We start from the raw sequence: 18,163 nt of genomic DNA on the forward strand, positions 1-18,163 counted from the left end.
CTGTCTCACCAGCGCACGGGCACCCTGTGAAGGCTTTCACGATTGTTCTAGACAACTAGGCGACAGGGGTTAAGCTGACTCCACTCGCCGGCAGCCGCGACTCCCCCGCGCCAACGCTGACCGGTCCCCGCTGAGCACCACGAGCAGCTGCGGCCCGCGCACCGGCCCGGCCTCGTCCCGCATCCCCCTCAACCGGAAGAGAGTCGACGTGACCAGCAAGAAGACCGGCGGCCAGGTAGTGGTCGAGATGCTGCGCTCCCTCGGCGTCGAGTACGTCTTCGGCGTCGTGGGCGGGCAGACCTTGGCGATCACCGACGCCATCATCGACACGGACGGGATCGAGTTCGTGCACACCCGCCACGAGGGTGCCGCCGCCGTCATGGCCGACGCCTACGGGCGGCTCACCGGCCAGCCGGCAGCCTGCATCGCCACCACCGGCCCGGGCGCGACCAACCTGATCACCGGCGTCGGCGGCGCCTTCCGCGACTCCAGCCCGGCGTTCATCCTCACCTGCAACAACAACGGCGAGAACATCCACAAGGACGACGCCCAGAACGCCGACCACGTCGAGCTGTTCAAGCCGCTGACCAAGTACAGCCGGCTCGTCGCGCACGCCAACGGCATCAAGCAGGCGATGGAGGAGGCGTACGTCAACGCCGTCACCGGCAACCCGGGCCCGGTCCACCTGGACTTCGCCCGCGACACCATCGAAGGGCTGATCGACAACCCGCCGGCCGTCCCGCGTACGCACCCGGCCCGCAAGTGGACCGGCGAACGGCCCAGCCCCAACCCGGTGGCCGTGGCCCGCGCCGCCGAGCGCCTGCTCGCCGCCGAGCGGCCGGTCATCTGGCTCGGCAACGGTGGCAACCGCTCCCGCGCCAGCGAGGACGTGCTGGCCCTCGCCGATGCCCTGAACATCCCGGTCGTCACCACCTTCAACGGCATCGGCGCGGTGCGGACGAACCACCCGCTGGTCTTCGGTGCGGTCAGCCGGATGGGCACCAACCTCTCCACCCGGGTGTTGACCGACGCCGACGTGGTGCTGGCGCTCGGCAACAGCCTCAACGCCGTCTCCACCACCCGCTGGCGCCGCCAACTGCCCGAGGTGATCCAGGTCGACGTGGACCCGGCGATGATCGGCCGCTACTACGGCGAGATCACCGACGGCATCGTCGGCGACCTCGGCGCGTTCGCCCGGGACCTGCTCGTCGCCGTCGGCGACCGGGCCGCCGGGGCCAGGGCGTCCCGGGACGAGTGGGTCACCGACCTGCAAGCCGCCGAGGCCGAGTGGTGGGCGGACGCCGAGGTCAAGGACGCCTCGCCGAGGGGCGTCCTCTCGCCCGCCGACATCGTCCGGGCACTGCGGGCGGTGTCGCCGGAGAACACCCTGCTCATCCCCGACGCCGGCAACCCGGGCGTGTGGTCCTTCCTCTGGGAGATCACCCAGCCGAACACGTACATCAAGCCGGTCGGCTTCGGCAACATGGGCTTCGCGCTGCCCTCGGCCATCGCCGCCACCCTGCTCGATCCGGAGCGTCCGGTGCTGGCGCTGATCGGCGACGGTTCGCTGGGCATGAGTCTGGGTGAGCTGGAGACGCTGGCCCGGGTCGGTGGCAAGGTGTGTGTGGTGGTGCTCAACGACTCGAGCTACGGCAACATCCGCCAGGAGCAGGTGCTGCACTTCAACGGCCGCACCATCGGCGTCGACTTCAACACCGTCGACTTCGGCACGGTGGCCCGGGGCATGGGCGTCGACGGTGAGGTGATCACCAACCTGGACGCGCTCTGCCAGCGGGTGCGGAAGGTGTTCGAGGGCAACACCCCGGCCGTGCTCGACGTGCCGATCGACCGGGACGTCAACGCCTGGACCTTCCCGTCCTTCGCCCCATACCAGGCCGGGAAGTGACAAGCGCGGTACTCGCCGTCGACGTCGGCTCCTCGGCGATCCGAGCGGCCGTCGTCGACGAGTCCGGCGAGGTCCGCGCCGAGCACCGCACCGAACGGCAGGACGCCGGTTCCGGGCTGACCTTCGACGCCGAACTGCTCTGGCAGCAGTTCGTGCGGACCGTCGGCGCGGTCACCGGCGGGCACGCCGACGACATCCGGGGCATCGGCATCGCCGGGCACATCGGAACCGTGCTGGCCGACCGGTCGCTCGCACCGGTCGGCCCGGCACACGGCTGGGCGGACAGCGCCGGGCTCGCCGAACTGCGGGAACGGCTCGGCGAACGGACGGCCGACCTGCTGCGCGACAGCGGCCGGCCCACGGTCACCGGCGGCGCGCTGGCCGCCCTGCTGCACCTGCGGACGACCGACCCGCAGGCGTACGCCCGGGTGGCGCACGCCCTGCACCCGAAGGACTTCCTGATCGCCCGGCTGACCGGGGTGGTCGCCACCGACCACACAAGTGCCGCGTACTTCGGGGCCAGCGCGGTCCGGGAGCGGAACTGGTCGGTCGCGGCCATCGAGGCGGTCGGCGTACGCCCGGAGCTGTTCCCGCCACAGCGGGCCGCCACCGACGTGATCGGCGATACGACAGCCACCGTCAGCCGGCTGCTCGGCCTGTCCCGGGCGGTGCCGGTGGTAGGTGGTGGGCCGGACGGGACGGTCGGCGCCACCCTCGTCGCCGGTACCCGTACCGACGCCATCGCCGACATCGCCGGCACCACCGACGTGCTGGTCCGGGTCCTCGACCAGCCGACCGATCCGCCGCCCGGGGCGACCCTCAACCCGTACACCGCCGGTGGGCGCTGGACGATCGGCGGCGCGACCGGGATGACCGGCGGGGCCGCTGCCTGGTGGGCCCGGCTGCTCGGGCACCCCGGACCGGCCGTGGCGATCGAGCGGCTCGGCCCGGAGATGGACCGGATCGGACCCGGTGCCGGCGGGGTGCTCGCCGACCCGAACCTCTCCGGCAGCCGGTTCCCGCGCTGGCAACCGGCCACCCGGGGCTCGCTGACCGGGCTGCACGCCGACCACGGCCCGGCGCACGTCTACCTGGCCGTGCTGGAGGCCGTCGCCTACGGCGTCCGGGAGGGAGTCGACCGGCTCACCGGCGACGAGCCGCGACTTGCGATCGTGCTGGCGGGCGGCACCGCCCGCTCGGAGCGGCTGGCCCGGCTCCGCGCCGACGTGCTCGGCCGCGAGGTCGCGGTCTGCACCGAGCCGGACGTCAGCCTCAAGGGCGCCGCGCTGCTCGCGCTCACCGGCACCGGCGGCCTGCCCCTGGACGAGCAGGCCCGACTGCTGCGCGGCCCGCTGCACACCTACGCACCCGACCCGACCCGGGCCGCCCGGTACGCCGACCTCTACCGCCACTGGCGGACGGCCACCGAAGGAGACGCATGACCAGCACCATCGCCAGCCCGGCCGACCTGCTGGCCCGACTGTTGCCCGCACATTCCGGCGGTGCGCTGGCGGTCACCGACCCGGCCACCGGTCAGGTCGTCGCCACAGTGCCCGACGGCGGCACCGCCGACGCCACCGCCGCGGTCGACGCCGCCGCCCGGGCCTTCCCGGCCTGGGCGGCAACGCCCGCCCGGCAGCGCTCCGACGTGCTGCTCCGGGCGTACCAGCTGATGACCGAGCGGAGCGCCGACCTGGCGGCGCTGATCTGCCTGGAAAACGGCAAGTCCCAGGCGGACGCGCTCGCCGAGGTCGGCTACGCCGCCGACTTCTTCCGCTGGTCCGCCGAGGAGGCGGTACGCAGCGACGGCGACTTCACCCCCACCCCGGCGGGCGGCGCGCGGGCGATCGTGACCACCCGCCCGGTGGGAGTGTCGGCGCTCGTCACGCCCTGGAACTTCCCGGCAGCCATGATCACCCGCAAGGCCGGTCCGGCACTGGCGGCGGGCTGCACGGTGGTCATCAAGCCGGCCTCGGAAACGCCGCTGACCGCGCTCGCGCTGGCCCGGATCCTCACCGAGGCCGGGCTGCCACCGGACGCCGTCACGGTCGTGCCGACCACCGACGCCGGTACGGTCGTGGGCACCTGGCTGCGTGACGAGCGGGTCCGCAAGCTCTCCTTCACCGGCTCCACCCCGGTCGGCCGGCGGCTGCTCGCCCAGGCCGCGGAGCGGGTGGTGAACACCTCCATGGAACTCGGCGGCAACGCGCCCTTCGTGGTGGCCGCCGACGCCGACCTGGACGCCGCGGTGGCGGGCGCGATGATCGCGAAGTTCCGCAACGGCGGGCAGGCGTGCACCGCGGCCAACCGCTTCTACGTGCACGCCGAGGTGATCGGAGAGTTCACCGAGCGGTTCGGGGCGGCCACCGCCGCGCTCACGGTCGGCCCGGCCGGATCCGGGGCCGAGATCGGGCCGCTGATCAGCGCCCGTGCCGTCGAAGGAGTGGACGCGCTGGTGCGGGACGCGCTGGACCGGGGCGCCCGGATCAGCCACCTGGCACCGGCACCGGAGGGTGGTTGCTACTACCCGCCCACCGTCCTGCGGGACGTGCCGCCCGACGCCAAGGTGGTCACCGAGGAGATCTTCGGGCCGGTCGCGCCGATCGTCGCCTGGCAGACCGAGGACGAGCTGCTGGCCCTGCTCAACGGGACCGAGCTGGGGCTGGCCGCGTACGTCTTCTCGGCTGACCTGCGGTGGGCGCTGAAGCTGGCCGAGGCGACCGAGGCCGGCATGGTCGGGGTCAACCGGGGCGTGGTCTCCGACGCCGCGTACCCGTTCGGCGGGGTGAAGCAGAGCGGCATCGGGCGCGAGGGCGGCCGGGACGGGCTGCGCGCGTACCAGGAGACGCAGTACCTCAGTGTCGACTGGATGTAGCTGCCCGTCCCGCCCGGCTCAGCTCGCCTCGATCCGCTGGGCCAGCGGGAAACCCTTGCGGGTCCAGCTCTTCACGAACTCGATCGGCACGTTCCGCTTCGAGTACGTCGTGCGGCGGATCGTCAACAGTGGGCTGCCGGCCTTCTCGTCGAGGAGGCCGGCCAGCTTCTTGGTGGCCAGGCTCGCCGAGATGATCTGGTTGGCCCAGCCGAGTTCCACGCCGTACCGCTCGGTCAGGGTCCGGTAGAGCGAGCCCTCCACCAACTCCTCGCGGGCCAGCCCCGGTGCCACCGTGAACGGGATCCAGGCCTCCTGGTACGTGGCCGGCACACCGTCGACCAGCCGGACCCGAGCCAGCCGCACGAACCGGGTGGACCGGGCGCTGGCCAGCTCGTCGGTCACCTCGGTGGGCGCGGACGAGGTGCTCTCCTGGGCCACGATGCGGCTCTCCACCACGGCGCCGTCGGTGCCGATCTCGGCCGCGAACGACCGCAGGCCGTTCATGCCACGCAGATGCCCCGGCGCGTCCCGGACATAGCTGCCGCTGCCCTGGTGTCGGACAATGACCTTGGCATTCTCCAACTGGTCCATCGCCTGCCGGACGGTCATCCGGCTCACCCCGTAGCGCGCCGCCATCTCGGCCTCGCTCGGCAACTGGCTGGAGACCGGCAGCGCGCCGCTGGTGATCTGGGCCAGCAGGTCGTCCGCGATGACACGATAGATCGGCACTCGGGCCATGGCCCCCACCCTGTTCGTCGGCAGACCTAGTTGTCTAGAGCACAGACAGCATACTGTCCGCTTTAAATCAGCGTCAGCCCCACTCCCGGCGCCCGGCCCGTGCCGGCCGGAGCGATGCGCGCCGAGCCGCGACGTTCGGGTAGCCTGATGGCCCACGGGCCGTTAGCTCAATGGCAGAGCTGAGGACTTTTAATCCTTAGGTTCAGGGTTCGAGTCCCTGGCGGCCCACACGCCTCTCTGGCCTGGGCTCTTGGTCATGCCAGCAATCGCCATGCGAACCGGTTGCTCAAGGTTCGAGCCTTCCTCGGCAGCGGGCGATGCTGCATGCATAATGAATGCATGGTTGCTCTCCAGATTCGGGACGTGCCGGAAGAAGTGCGAGACGCTCTGGCGGCCCAGGCCAAGGCGCGCGGGCAGTCACTCCAGGCGTACCTGCTGGAGTTGGTGGAGACGCAGGCTCGGCGTCTGCGTAACACGGCAGCCCTTGATCGCTTCGCCGGCCGCTCGGACGGTGCGCGCTCCTTGCCGGGGGAGAGTGCCGCCGAGTTGACCGACCAACGCGAGCAGCACGGGCCATGGGGAAGTGCCGCGTGATAGTTGTGGATGCGTCGGCCCTGGCGGATGCCTTGGTCGATGACGGGCCGGTAGGCGACGCGGCGCGGGCAGAACTGACCGGAGATCCGCACTGGGCCGCCCCCGGCCATCTTCTGGTCGAGGTCATGTCGGTGGTCAGAGGCAAAGTCCTCGGTGGGAAGCTCGGTCTTGCCCGGGCCCAAGAGGCGATCGACACCCTGCCTTCGTTGGTCATCGACGAGGTCGGCGTCCCGTTGTTGCTCGACCGAATCTGGCAGTTGCGGGGCAATGTCACGGCCTACGACGCGGCGTATGTCGCGGCGGCGGAGTTGATGGCCTGTCCGCTCGTGACCGGTGATGGTCGGCTCGCCAAGGCCAGCGGCGCTCGCTGCGAAGTCCGATTGCTCGCGGCGTCCTGACGACGGCTGCAAGGCTCATCGGCCTCGTGCCTATGAGCCGGCCAGCCTGAGTGGAAGCGGCTCACCGACGATCGTCGCCCTGTGGTTCGCATGGTGGTACCTCCGGCCCACCGCTGACATGCTCTTGCTGGCCTGGCCTGGCCTGGCCTGTGCCTTCGCGCTTCGCCTGGCCGAGGCGTGGCCTGATGGGGCGCGACGTCGCCATCCGGGTTCTGTTCGTCTTTGATCCATGGTCGCAGGCAGTGCTGTTCGTTGCCGGCAACAAGGCAGGAGACCGGACTCGGTGGTACGAGACGGCGATCCCGACCGCTGAGGTTGCGTACGAGGGTTGGCTTGCCTTCGAGAGGAAACGGAGGGAGGGCTGATGAGCGACTTCCATGACTGGGACGACATCCCAGATTGAGAACGGCGATCTGGACGCCAACGAGGTGGCGACCCTGAGCCGGTATGCACGAGCACTGGCGCCCGCATGCGGATCATCGTTGACTACAGCAGCGACCTCAGGCAGATCGCCTGACCTCTGCGAGTCTCCGACGACATTGCGCACGGTGAGGCCAGCCGTTCCGGCGACTCACATCGGTCGGCAAGCCGAAGTACAGAGCAGTAGCGGTCCAGTGCGCTGTCGAGCGCTGCCCGCCCCGCAGGCAAGCTACCGGCAGAGTGATGGACCGAAACCGTCCGCGAGAAGCCACAGGTAGTCCCACAGGTTCTGCGCCACGACGCCCGTTTCGCCCTCCGAGCCGAGAAACACCACCGGCTGCTGCTCGATCGGCTCACCAGGGCGCACCAGCCAGAAGGCGGCGAGGCCGCCCGTGCCGTCCTGCCCGAAGACCCGGAACTCGGAACCGTCAAGCTGCGCGTTTCCCGTCCACGCCCGCCACCATTCGGCACACTCTCCCGAGTCGAGAAAGTGAGAGTACGGCTCGAAGTCGACGCCGTCCCCGCCCCGGTAGTCGAAGCCGACCTGATGGGCTTCGGACAGCGGAGCCGGCAAGGTACGTCCATCGTGATCCACGGCAGGACCATAGCGAGGAGGACCGACGGAACGCCGACAGCAGATCGGTGGTGCCCATTCACCGATAGAAACGTCACGGCGTACGACGCAGCGTATGTCGCGGCAGCGGAGTTGATGGCCTGTCCGCTGGTGACCGGTGATGGTCGACTCGCCAAGGCCAGCGGCCTCCGCTGCGAGATCCGACTACTCGACGCGGTCGAGCGGAACTGGTCGACCCCGCCACCGTGCGAGACGTCGCGTGAGGCTGGTCTTCACCGCGACGGCATGGCGCCAGTACCTCAGCCACACCGACCGCAAGCTGGTCAAGCGCATCAACGACCTGGACGGCACAGGCGGGTTTGCGTTCCCTTTGCGTTCCCGGGCGTACCAAAAGGAGTATGCAGATCGATCTCACACGCCGGAAGTTCCTGTCCGGTCTCACTGTCGGAGCGGGCGCGGCGGTCCTGGGTTGGAACCCCAGTGCGCGCGCGTGGGCCACCGCCCCCGGTTCGACGGCAGGCATCGTGCAGGTCCCCACCTTGGACGGCACCCTCGTGCTGCCCGCCGACCCGTCTCCCTTCACCGAGGACTTCGGCCATCTGTTCACGCGGCGCCCGCAGGCGGTGCTGACGCCAGGCTCGATCGACGACATCAAGAAGATTGTCCGGTACGCCCGCAGCAACCGGCTCGCGGTGGCCGTCAACGGTCAGAGCGGCACCGGCAACGAGGGCCGACACTCCCACTCGCACTATGGGCAGGCGCTTGTCGACGGCGGCATCGCCATCGACCCGAAGCCGCTCGGCAGGATCCACAGCATCAGCGACGGCATCGCCGACGTCGACGCCGGTGTCACCTGGTCGACCCTGGCGCTGCGGGCCCTCGGATCCGGCCAGACCCTGCCTGTCTACAACGACTTCGCCCATCTGTCGATCGGTGGGACCCTCAGCGTCGGCGGACTCGGCGGGACCAGCCAGCGTTACGGCTCGCAGGCCGACAATGTCAAATGGATCCAGGTCGTCACGGGTACCGGCGAACTGGTCACGTGCTCCCGCAGCAACAACCCCGACCTGTTCGAGGCCGTGCTCATCGGCGGCGGCCAGTACGGCATCATCGTGCGGGCCGGCGTCAGGCTGATCCCCGCCAAGACGACCGCCCGTTCGCTGGAGTTCACCTACACCGACCGCGCGACGTTCCTGCGTGACTCGCTCGCCGTCATGCGTGCCAGGGTCGTCGACGACCAGAACGGCTACGCCGAACCGAAAGCCGGTGGCGGCTGGACGTACCGGCTCGCGCTCGGCATGTTCTTCTCCTCACCCGCTCAGCCCAACGTTGCCGCGCTGCGGGCCGTGCTGTCGCCGCAGGCCGTCGCCGGCCCGACCGCCGACATGCCGTTCCGTGACTGGCTGCTGCGCTTCGACCCGAACTGGGCCGCGCTCAAGGCCGCCGGGTTCTGGGGCAGCAAGAAGCCGTGGCTGATGATGTTCGTCAGCACCGAGAACACCCCCGCGTACCTCGACACCGTCCTCGGCGAGCTCACCCCCGACCAGATGGGCCCCGGCCCGATCCGGATCTCGCCGATGAGCGCCCGGCCGCTCACCCGCGAGAACTTCGTTCTGCCCCGCTGCTCCACCCTCGAGTTCTTCGAGGTCAGCCTCATTCGCATCCCCGCACCGGACCACCCGGACACCCAGGGCATGCTGGTGCAGAACCGCCGTTTCTACGACCGGGGTGTCAGCCTCGGCGCGAAGCGCTACCTCGTCGGCGCCGTGCCCTCGATGACTCGCACCGACTGGCGGACTCACTACGGCTCGCGCTGGAGCGCGCTCGTCGAAATGAAGCGCCGGTACGACCCGGCCGGCATCCTCACGCCTGGCCAGGGCATCTTCAGCTGATCCTGATCCTGCCTTAAGGAGACCCAGCCATGCCGGCACAACGTCCGGAAGACATCCCCGGCCTCATCGCCGAGTCCTTCAACTCCAACGACATGCAAGCCATGCTCGACCTGTACGAGCCGGACGGCATCCTGGTCCAGCCGCCGGACGGCCGGCAGGCGGTGGGGCTCGAAGCCGTCACCGCCGAACTCAAGCCGATGTTCGCCGCCATCACCGCCGCAGACATCACGATGACCAGCATCATGCGGACCGGCGACATCGCCCTGACGCACGCCGACTGGCATCTGGTCGGCGAGCACGAAGACGGCCAGGCGATCGATCTGCGTGGCAAGGGCACGGTGGTGTCCCGGCAACAGGCCGACGGCACTTGGCGGATCGTCATCGACGACCCGGTCGGGCTCTGAACATGAGCACAGCGTTCAGCGTCCGCCTTCAGGCGCGGGCCTACGAGATCGACCGCCAGGGTCACGTCAACCAGGCCGTCTACACACAGTACGCCGAGCACGCCCGTTGGGAGTTCCTGCAGGCGGCCGGCCTCACCCCGGACGTGCTGGCCGACGCCGGGCTCGGTCCGGTGCTACTCAAGGCGACCGTCCGGTTCCAGCGTGAGCTGCGCGTCGGCGATCACGTCGATGTCAGCTGCGTCATGAGCGGCGGCAAGGGCCAGTTCATCGAGTTGGTGCAACGGTTCCAGACCCCCGAAGGGATTGCGGTCGCCCGGTTCGAGAACACGATCGGGCTGCTCGACCTCGCCACCCGGCGGCTGGTACCGGACCCCCGGGCCATGCTGCGCGAACTGGCCAAACAACCCGATGTCCTGTTCCCCGACCCTCCGGAGCAGTCGTCGGCAAAGCCTGAGGGTGCCGGGGGAACAGCGTGAGGCCAGGCCACCGGCGGCCCTCCTTTCGCGTCGGTGGCCTGCCGAGACATGCCGGCCGTCTCCGCGACCACGCCACCACCCGGCCCGGTACGGCGCTCGGCCTCTGACACCAGGACCGGCCGCCGCCGGACCAACGGCTTCCATGTCACCGACATTGCCGTCTACTGCGCCATGGCAGCGGCTCGATGCTCCTGAGGGCTGACGCCGTAGACCCGCTTGAACGCCGAACTCAGGGCGAACCCGCTGCCGTAGCCGACCTGCCGGGCGACGGCGTTGAGCGTGGCGTCGGACTGGCGCAGCAGATCCGCGGCCAGGGCCAGGCGCCATTCCATGAGATACGTCATCGGTGGCGTGCCGACGGTGTTGCGGAAGCACTCTGCGAGCGTCGCCCGCGACACTCCGACTTCGGCGGCGACCCTGGCGAGGGTCCAGTCGCCGGCCGGGTCCTCGTGGAACAGCCGCAGCGCCTCCCCGGCGATCGGATGGGCCTGGGCCCGATACCACGCCGGGGCCTCGGAGTCGGGACGGTCGAACCACACCCGCAGCACCGAGATGAGCAGCAGGTCCAGCAGGCGGTCCAGCACGACGCCCTGCGCCGGCCCGGTCCGGGTGACCTCGCCGGCGAGGATCGGGATCAACATGGAGTCCCACGAGTCGTTGGACACGACCAGCAGCGGCGGCAGCACGTCGAGCAGGCGCTGGCCGACTGCGCCGACCTCTTCGTACACCCCCAGCAGCATCTGCACGGAGCCGTCGGGGTTGCTGCCCCACGTGCGGACCCCCAGCGCCATCCGTTCGCGCAACTCGACGCCTTCGGGGGTGAGGCACTGCTGGCCGGGGTGCACGATCACCTGGGGTGGGGTCGCGCTGCCGTCGCTGAGCACATAGGGGTCGGGCCCGCGGACGATGGCGACGTCGCCCGGCCCGAGCCGCACCACCTTGCCGTGGTCCGTCTGCACGTACGCCTCACCGCCGAGCACCGCGGCTAGACACAGGGGCGATCTGTCCTGGACCCGGATCGACCATGGCGGGTCCAGGACGACGCGGAGGAGAAAAGCACCGCTGGCTCGCGGCCCTTCGAGCAGTCCTGCTAGTGCGTCCATGCCGCCAATGCTAGACGATGGATTATGCATTTCAGAACCTTGGCCATGGACCGTCCAGATGGCGCGGGTAACACTATATCCATGACGAACGAAAACACGACATTGGTCATCGGTGGCACCGGTCGCGTCGGTAGGCGGATCACCCAAAAGCTCGATAAGCGCGGCGTCAACGTCAAGGTCGCCTCCCGCAGCGGCGCACCCCCGTTCGACTGGGAGAAGCCCGACACCTGGAACAGCGGCATCTTCACCGGGGTCAAGTCCGCCTACATCATGTTCTACCCCGAGGTCGAGTGGCCTGGCGCCAGCGAATCGGTCGGCACCGTCGCCCGCATCGCCGCCGACGCCGGCGTGCAGCGCCTGGTTCTGCTGTCGGCCCGCAACCAGGATGAGGCCGTGCTCTGCGAGAACGCCGTCACGAGTCTCCCGGTGGAGTGGACCATCGTCGCCCCGGCCTCTTTCAACCAGAACTTCGACGAAGGGGTGTTCCTCGAGCCGCTGCGTCAGGGCGTACTGGCCCTGCCGTGCGGTGACAACTCCGACCCGTTCATCGACGCCAACGACATCGCCGACGTCGTCGTGGCCGCCCTCACCGAGGACCGCCACGTCGGGCAGCGCTACGAGCTGACCGGCCCGCGCCTGTGGACGTTCGCCGAGGGCGTGGCCGAGATCGCCCGCGCGACCGGCCGCGAGCTGCGCTACCAGCCCATCACCCGGGACGAGTTCGCCGACGCCGTCGTCGCCGACGGCGCCCCCCGCGAGTTCGCCGACCCGCTGGCCACCCTCATCTCCGAGTTCTTCGACGGCCGCAACAGCTCCCTCACCGACGGTGTCGAGCGCGCCCTCGGCCGCAAGCCCCGCGACTTCGCGGACTGGGTGGCGGAGGTCGCCCCAACCGGTGTGTGGAAAGCCGCTTGAGCTGACGCTCTCCTCCGACGGTGGTCCGGCCCGCAGGGTGCCGGACCACCGTCGTTCTCGTTGTGGCGCCTGTATCGCACGGTCGCGAGCAGGGACACCAAAGTCGGCTTTCGAGCATTGGGGCAACGAATGCCCGGCGTAACGAGAATAGGATTCGTCGGCGGTTACCCGTCGCGGATATATCGGCGTCGTGCGATTAGACGACCGCCAGGAAATGCGCCTACCTGGACCGCAGCATGGAGTGAAACAGACATAACGACCATGTTCGATCGTCTACCCGTCGATGACTGTTTGTTAAATCGCCGTCGCGTTCAGGTCGTGACCCTCGCACCACAGCGCCGCCGCGGCCTCGAGTATCGCGACCCGGTCAGGTCGATCGCCGGGCAGCATCGGCACCACTCTGCTGCCCCCGCCCCGCACCGCCGGCTGGCGCAGGGCGAAGGACGACAGGACCCGACCCGGCCCGCACTCCACGAGCAGCCGGTCGCCCCGGCCGAGCAACGCGCTCAGCGCCGGGCCGAAGTGGACCGTGTCGGCCATCTGTCGGGCCCAGAACCGGGAGTCGCCGGCCTCCTCGGCGGTGATCGGCCGAGCGGTGTAGCCGGACCGGACGGGAAATGCCGGCGGCTTCGGCGGCGCGTGGAACGACAGCTGCGCCACGGCGACCGCCGGTTCCATGGCAGGGCTGTGGAACGGGACGGTCGACGGCACCCGCCGGACCATGTACCCGTCGGCGGTCAGCCGCGCCGCGGCGACGGCAAGCTCCGCGTCCGGCCCGGCGAGCATCGTGCGGCGGTCGGCGTTGACGGCCCCGACGGCGACCTGCCCGCTCAGGTACGGCTGCAGTTCGTCGGCGGACGCGGCCACGGCGAGCATCCCGCCCGCGGGGACCGCAACGGCGGCCCTCACCCGGCCGCGCACCATGGCGACGGCCTCGGCGACGGTGAACACCCCGGCGAGGGTCGTCGCCACGATCTCTCCGGCGCTGTGCCCGAGTACCTCGGCCGGTCTGACGCCCCAGCTCAGCAGCAGCCGACCCAGCCCGTGGTCGACGGCGAAGAGCAGCGGCTGGGCCCGGCGGGGGTCGTCGATCGGGATGCCTGGACCGGTGCCGGTGCCGAGCCAGTCGTCGCGGATGTCCGCACCGCCGGGTCCCCACGCCTCGAACACGTCGTCGACTGCGGAACGGAACACGGGCTCGTCGTGGTACAACCTCACCGCCATGCCGTCGTGCTGGGAACCCTGGCCGGGCAGCAACAGGACGGCCGGCCGGGGTCCGCCAGCCGGTACCTGCCGCACCGGGGAGGCCACGAGGTCGTCGAGGGCGCGGGTCGGCGTCGTGACGACCGCCCCGCGCACGGGCCCCGGAACCGGACTGGGGATCGGGGCCCCGGTGCGTGCCGCGTCGGTCACCGCAGCCCGGGCGGCGCGTTCGGCTGCCAGGTCGGCTCCCGCCCAGAGCAGCAGCCGTGCCGTGCCGTTCCTCAGGTCGGTGACCGTCATGTCGCTCTTCTCCGGCTGGACGGGCGTGCCGTCAGATGAGGGAGATCCCGCCGTCGACGCTGAGCACCTGGCCGGTCAGGTACCCATTGTCGAGAAAGACGCCGATCGTCGGCGCGACCTCCTCGGGGGTGGTGAGCCGCGGGACCGGCAGGTTCGCGGCGAGGTTCTGCCGGAACTTGTCGGTGGCGTTCGCCGTCATCCGCGTCTCCATGAAACCGGGCGAGATGGCGTTGACCGTCACCCCGCGCCGGCCACACTCGGTGGCGAGGGTACGGGTCAACGCGATGACGCCGGACTTCGAGGCGGCGTAGGCGGTCTGCCCGGACGTGGCGACGAGCGCCGACGGCGAGACCACGTTGATGATCCGGCCCCACCGCCGCTTCACCATCGACGGCAACACCGCCCGGCACACGTGGAAGGTGCCCAGCAGGTTCGTCTGGATGACCTCGGCCCACACGTCCGGCGCCTGGCTCATCATCAGCGCGTCCTTGCGGATGGCCGCGTTGCTGACGAGGATGTCGACCTCGCCGAGTTGCTCGGTGATCCGCCGGTGCATCGCGCTCACCGACTCCCAGTCCCCGATGTTCGCCTGCACGACCGTCGAGTCGTTCGTGAGCTGCTCGCTGACCTCACGGGCGCCGTCGGCGGCGCTGTTGTAGTGCAGCGCGACGCGGCACCCCAGCCGGTCGAGCTCGATCGCCAAGGCGGCGCCGAAGCCGCCGGACGCACCGGTCACCAGCGCGACCGGCTTCTCCGGGCGCGGCGCCGAGATCTGCCGTCCGTCCGTTGTGGATTGCGTCATGACCGCCACTCCGTCGGCTCGCCCGCGCCCCACTCGATCAGCGCGGTGACCCAGACCATGCCGGCGCCGAACGCCGCGAACATCACCCGGTCGCCCTTCTGAAATCGTCCCGCGTCAAGTGCCTCGGCCAGGGCGATCGGCATCGAGCCTGCCCCGGTGTTGCCGTAGTACTCAATGTTGGTGATCAGCCGGTCCCGGGGCACACCGCTGCGCTCCACGATCGAGTCGATGATGCGCAGGTTCGCCTGGTGCGGCAGCAGGTGGTCGATGTCCTCGGGACCGAGCTGTGCCGCTTGCAGGGTCTTGCGTACCGACCCGACGGTGAACCGGATGGCGTTCAGGTAGATCTCGTTGCCCTTGATCTGTGCGTAGTGCAGTTTCTCGCGCAACGTCTCCTCGGTTGCGGGCATCCGACTGCCGCCGGCGGGGATCTTGAGGCTGTCGACCTTTGAGCCGTCGCAGCCCATATCCCAGCCGCGCAGCCAGCTGCGGCTGTGCGGGGCCAGAACGACAGCACCGGCACCGTCGCCGATGAGCACGCTCAGGTCCCGGTCCTCGGGGTTGACTACCAGCGAGTGCGTGTCGGTCCCGATGAGCAGGATCGGACGCGGGTCGATCGCCATGAGCCCGGCCGCGACCACGAAACCGTAGGCAAAGCTGGCGCATTCGGCGTTGACGTCATGGGCACCGCCTGCCGTACCCAGCTCGCGCTGGACGAAGGCGGACGTGGCCGGCGACAGTTGCTCCGGCGTGCCGGAGGCGAGAATGAGATGGGAGATCTGATCGGGCCGCAGACCGGCGTGCTCCAGCGCACGACGGCCGGCTTCGACGGCCAGGGAGGCGGTCGTCTCGCCGGGGCCGACGACGCGCCGTTCCCGGATGCCGGTGCGGTGCACGATCCAGTCCTCGTCGACGCCGAAGCGGGCCGCAAGTTCCGAGTTGGTCAGTCTGCCCTCGGGCACGTACTTGCCCCAGCCGATGATGCCGATGCCGGACATCCGTGGCTCCGCGCTCACGCGTCTCCGGTCGTGCCGGCGACCGGAGACGAGCCGTTGGCTGCGGAGAGCAACTGCTGGTGAATGCTACGGAACGTGATGATGTCGTCGACCTGTTCGGCGATCGACGCGTCCACACCCAGGTCCGGGTATCGCTCCTGCATGTCGCTGACCCACTCCATGAGGTCGAGCGAGTCGACACCGGAAGCGGTCAAGGGGGTGTCGGGATCGAAGTCCGAAATCCGACTCACTACCTTCAAGCGGTCGACGGACACCTCGAGAGTGGGAAGGTTCATGGTGAGCTCCTGTTCGTCGGGGATTCGGCGCGTCGGATGGACCGTACGAGTGCCGGTGCAATCGCTTCGCAATCCGCAGGCGCCGCCGGACGCCCGCTCGGCACCGGCGGCCCGATACCACATTTGCTCGGTACCTCCGTGGTACCCGCTCAGCTGATCCTGAGGAACAAGCAGAAATCTTCAGGCTGCGGGGGATCACATGGAAGCGAAAATCGAGTTAATGGGTCCGATGACGGTTCGGTGCGCGGGCACCGGCTACCAGTTGCATGGCGCGCAGGCCCGGGTGGCGTTCGCCCGCCTGGCCCTGGCCGGCCCGGAGGGCGTGAGTCGGCACGAGCTGGCCGATGTCATCTGGCCGGGTGCGCTGCCACCGACCTGGGCATCGGCCCTGCGCACACTGATCAGCCGGCTCCGCGCCTTCGTGGGCCCGCTACCGAGCCACTCGGCGAACCCGCTCGTCAAGCGCGACGGCCGGTACGTCCTCGCGTTGGACGGCAACGTGCTCATCGACGTGGAGGAGGCGATGCGGGCGGTGACCGACGCCTGCGGGGCGCTCGACTCCGGCGACTTCGCCACGGCGGACCGGCTGGCGGCGGCTGCGGCGGGCCGATTGCGGCTCCCTTTTCTGTCCGAGCATGAGGGGCACTGGGTCGCAGAACGGCGCGAGCAGCTGACCGAGTATCTCGTCACCGCACTGGAGGTGGCCGGCCAGGCGGCGATGCGTTCCGGCGACCACGCTCGGGCCGCGCTGCTCGCCGAGGAGGCGACAACCCGCGCCCCCGAACGGGAGAGCGCCCACCGCTGCCTCATGGCTGTCCGCGAGGCGATGGGCAACCGGGGCGAGGCCCTACGGGCGTACCAGCGGCTGCGCCGACACCTCGCCGAGGAATTCGGGGTCGATCCGTCGCCGGAGACCGAGGCCGCATATCTGGCGCTGCTCGGCCCGGCGTCCGCGCCGGCCGTTCCGGGCGGTGGCACGGGTGGTTCCGGCACCGAGTACCGCCACCGCCCGGCGCCGTTCGTCGGGCGCGAGCAGCAGATGACGACGGTGGCCGGTGCCTGGTCCCGCGCCGCGCGAGGACGCCGGCAATTCGTCCTGGTCACCGGTGAGGCCGGGATCGGCAAGACGCGGCTGCTGCGGGAGGCCGGTGCCGCGGTCGCCGCCGACGGCGGGCTCGTGCTGGTCGGCCGGTGCGACGCGGGCGCGATGGTGCCGTACCAACCGATTGTGGAGGCGCTGGACGGTTACGTCGCCGCCTCACCGGACGACCCGCTGGACGCCGTCTCGCCGGCCGCCCGGGGCCCGCTGCGCATACTGCTGCCGTCGCTCGGTGGACCGTGCCCGTCGGGTGAGCTTCCGGAGCAGTCGGTCGTCTTCGCCGCGTTCGCCCAGCTGCTCGCGGTGACGGCGGACGAGCGACCCTGCGCCCTGCTGATCGACGACGTACATTGGGCCGCTCCGCAGACGGTGGCGCTGCTGCGTTATCTGCTGCGCGCCGGCGCCGACACCCGGCTGTGCGTCGTCGTGGCCGCTCGCAACGACCTCCCGACAGCGATCCGGCGGCGGGTGAAAGGCGGCATGGACGAGGTGATGCTGCCGTTGGAGCACGCCGGCGAGGGGACCGAGGTGACGCTCGGCGGTCTCGACTTCGCCGCCGCCCGGATGCTCGCCGTCGACCTCGGCACCGCCGCCGGCACCGCCGACGGCGACCCGGTCCGGTGGGCGCACGCCCGAAGCGGCGGGAATCCGTACATGCTGCTCGAGGTGCTGCGGCACCAGGCCGGTCCCGATGCGGTACCACCGGCCGTCGCGAGGCTGGTCGCGGCGAAGCTCGCCTCGATCGGCCAGGACGCCGCCCGGCTGCTGCAGGTCGCGGCCGTCATGGGCCCGTCGTTCGGCTTCGACACCGTCGCGGACGCGGCAAACCTCGATGTCCTGGCCGCTCTCGATGCGCTGGAGGCGTTGCTGGAGATCGGCATCCTGGCCGAGGTGACCGCCGCCGGCTCCCAGCACCCCGACCGGACCGCGCTCTACGAGTTCCGCCAGGACATCGTCCGTCAGTCGGTCGATCAGCAGGTGAGTGATGCGCGGCGCCGACACCTGACCTTCCGGCAGCAGGTCGTTCCCGATGCCCGTCACGACCCGGCGCACCGGCTCTCGCGCACCGGCTCGGAGCGCGTTTAAACAACTGTCATATTCCCGTCATGGTGAGCATTCTTCGCTGCTCAGGCAGTCGAATGAATATCTATTCATGTTAGCCTACGGTCCGAT

18 protein-coding genes, 1 tRNA gene and 2 pseudogenes are annotated in these 18,163 nt (G+C 70.1%); 14 read left to right on the forward strand and 7 right to left on the reverse strand.

The window, feature by feature from the left end:
* Nucleotides 1-208: 208 nt before the first annotated feature.
* The 3 genes from AC507J_RS01720 to AC507J_RS01730 are packed head-to-tail and all read left to right on the forward strand — an operon-like array spanning nt 209 to nt 4,781.
* Nucleotides 209-1,906: a thiamine pyrophosphate-binding protein gene (locus AC507J_RS01720; RefSeq protein ID WP_496287245.1), complete on the forward strand. Its 1,698-nt coding sequence runs from the start codon at nt 209-211 to the stop codon at nt 1,904-1,906.
* Nucleotides 1,903-3,348 carry a xylulokinase gene (locus AC507J_RS01725; RefSeq protein WP_496287246.1) on the forward strand — a complete coding sequence of 482 codons (1,446 nt, stop codon included), beginning with the start codon at nt 1,903-1,905 and terminating at the stop codon, nt 3,346-3,348. The genes AC507J_RS01720 and AC507J_RS01725 overlap by 4 nt, the downstream gene beginning before the upstream one ends.
* Nucleotides 3,345-4,781: an NAD-dependent succinate-semialdehyde dehydrogenase gene (locus AC507J_RS01730; RefSeq protein ID WP_496287247.1), complete on the forward strand. Its 1,437-nt coding sequence runs from the start codon at nt 3,345-3,347 to the stop codon at nt 4,779-4,781. The genes AC507J_RS01725 and AC507J_RS01730 overlap by 4 nt, the downstream gene beginning before the upstream one ends.
* 18 nt (nt 4,782-4,799) lie before the next feature.
* On the opposite strand, the gene AC507J_RS01735 is transcribed toward AC507J_RS01730, so the two are convergent.
* Nucleotides 4,800-5,519, reverse strand: coding sequence for a GntR family transcriptional regulator (locus AC507J_RS01735; RefSeq protein WP_496287248.1), 720 nt, complete (start codon nt 5,517-5,519; stop codon nt 4,800-4,802).
* Nucleotides 5,520-5,675: 156 nt separating this feature from the next.
* Between AC507J_RS01735 and AC507J_RS01740 the strand changes: the two genes are divergently transcribed.
* The 4 genes from AC507J_RS01740 to AC507J_RS01755 all read left to right on the forward strand — a co-directional run bounded on the left by AC507J_RS01740 (nt 5,676) and on the right by AC507J_RS01755 (nt 6,876).
* Nucleotides 5,676-5,747: transfer RNA gene (locus AC507J_RS01740), tRNA-Lys, on the forward strand.
* Between the two features lie 111 nt (nt 5,748-5,858).
* A complete protein-coding gene (locus AC507J_RS01745; RefSeq protein WP_496287249.1) occupies nt 5,859-6,113 on the forward strand; it encodes a FitA-like ribbon-helix-helix domain-containing protein in 255 nt (84 codons plus the stop codon).
* Nucleotides 6,095-6,511 (forward strand): type II toxin-antitoxin system VapC family toxin, encoded by a 417-nt coding sequence (locus tag AC507J_RS01750; RefSeq protein WP_496287250.1) that lies wholly within the window; start codon nt 6,095-6,097, stop codon nt 6,509-6,511. Before AC507J_RS01745 ends, AC507J_RS01750 begins: the two co-directional genes overlap by 19 nt.
* A 185-nt stretch (nt 6,512-6,696) precedes the next feature.
* Entirely contained in the window at nt 6,697-6,876 is a 180-nt protein-coding gene (locus tag AC507J_RS01755; RefSeq protein ID WP_496287251.1) for a type II toxin-antitoxin system RelE/ParE family toxin, read from the forward strand.
* Between the two features lie 284 nt (nt 6,877-7,160).
* Here the strand turns inward: AC507J_RS01755 and AC507J_RS01760 are convergent, their stop codons facing one another.
* Nucleotides 7,161-7,505 carry a hypothetical protein gene (locus tag AC507J_RS01760; protein WP_496287252.1) on the reverse strand — a complete coding sequence of 115 codons (345 nt, stop codon included), beginning with the start codon at nt 7,503-7,505 and terminating at the stop codon, nt 7,161-7,163.
* A gap of 90 nt (nt 7,506-7,595) precedes the next feature.
* On the opposite strand from AC507J_RS01760, the pseudogene AC507J_RS01765 reads away from it, so the two are divergent.
* From AC507J_RS01765 to AC507J_RS01785, 5 genes and pseudogenes are all read left to right on the forward strand, one after another.
* Nucleotides 7,596-7,721 (forward strand): annotated as a pseudogene (locus AC507J_RS01765) (VapC toxin family PIN domain ribonuclease); the annotation flags it as partial.
* Between the two features lie 182 nt (nt 7,722-7,903).
* Nucleotides 7,904-7,984, forward strand: a pseudogene (locus tag AC507J_RS01770) (twin-arginine translocation signal domain-containing protein); the annotation flags it as partial.
* A 45-nt stretch (nt 7,985-8,029) separates the two neighbouring features.
* On the forward strand, nt 8,030-9,397 hold the full coding sequence (locus AC507J_RS01775; protein ID WP_496287369.1) for an FAD-binding protein: 1,368 nt from the start codon (nt 8,030-8,032) through the stop codon (nt 9,395-9,397).
* A 29-nt stretch (nt 9,398-9,426) separates the two neighbouring features.
* Nucleotides 9,427-9,801, forward strand: coding sequence for a YybH family protein (locus AC507J_RS01780; protein ID WP_496287253.1), 375 nt, complete (start codon nt 9,427-9,429; stop codon nt 9,799-9,801).
* Between the two features lie 2 nt (nt 9,802-9,803).
* On the forward strand, nt 9,804-10,277 hold the full coding sequence (locus AC507J_RS01785) for an acyl-CoA thioesterase (protein WP_496287254.1): 474 nt from the start codon (nt 9,804-9,806) through the stop codon (nt 10,275-10,277).
* 161 nt (nt 10,278-10,438) lie between these two features.
* On the opposite strand, the gene AC507J_RS01790 is transcribed toward AC507J_RS01785, so the two are convergent.
* Nucleotides 10,439-11,380, reverse strand: coding sequence for an AraC family transcriptional regulator (locus AC507J_RS01790; protein ID WP_496287255.1), 942 nt, complete (start codon nt 11,378-11,380; stop codon nt 10,439-10,441).
* Nucleotides 11,381-11,425: 45 nt separating this feature from the next.
* On the opposite strand from AC507J_RS01790, the gene AC507J_RS01795 reads away from it, so the two are divergent.
* On the forward strand, nt 11,426-12,295 hold the full coding sequence (locus AC507J_RS01795) for a Rossmann-fold NAD(P)-binding domain-containing protein (protein ID WP_496287256.1): 870 nt from the start codon (nt 11,426-11,428) through the stop codon (nt 12,293-12,295).
* Nucleotides 12,296-12,589: 294 nt separating this feature from the next.
* On the opposite strand, the gene AC507J_RS01800 is transcribed toward AC507J_RS01795, so the two are convergent.
* From AC507J_RS01800 to AC507J_RS01815, 4 genes are read right to left on the reverse strand one after another with little or no spacing between them, the layout of a single operon-like run.
* Nucleotides 12,590-13,798, reverse strand: a complete 1,209-nt coding sequence (locus tag AC507J_RS01800; RefSeq protein ID WP_496287257.1) for an acyltransferase domain-containing protein — start codon at nt 13,796-13,798, stop codon at nt 12,590-12,592.
* A 31-nt stretch (nt 13,799-13,829) separates the two neighbouring features.
* A complete protein-coding gene (locus AC507J_RS01805; protein ID WP_496287258.1) occupies nt 13,830-14,600 on the reverse strand; it encodes a 3-oxoacyl-ACP reductase family protein in 771 nt (256 codons plus the stop codon).
* Nucleotides 14,597-15,598, reverse strand: coding sequence for a 3-oxoacyl-ACP synthase III family protein (locus tag AC507J_RS01810; RefSeq protein WP_496287259.1), 1,002 nt, complete (start codon nt 15,596-15,598; stop codon nt 14,597-14,599). Before AC507J_RS01810 ends, AC507J_RS01805 begins: the two co-directional genes overlap by 4 nt.
* Before the next feature lie 14 nt (nt 15,599-15,612).
* Entirely contained in the window at nt 15,613-16,014 is a 402-nt protein-coding gene (locus AC507J_RS01815; protein WP_496287260.1) for an acyl carrier protein, read from the reverse strand.
* Nucleotides 16,015-16,120: 106 nt separating this feature from the next.
* Here AC507J_RS01815 and AC507J_RS01820 point away from each other — a divergent pair, with 106 nt between their 5' ends.
* Entirely contained in the window at nt 16,121-18,076 is a 1,956-nt protein-coding gene (locus tag AC507J_RS01820; protein ID WP_496287261.1) for an ATP-binding protein, read from the forward strand.
* Nucleotides 18,077-18,163: the final 87 nt, after the last annotated feature.

The sequence above is a fragment of the Micromonospora sp. PRAS1 genome, assembly GCF_059553435.1.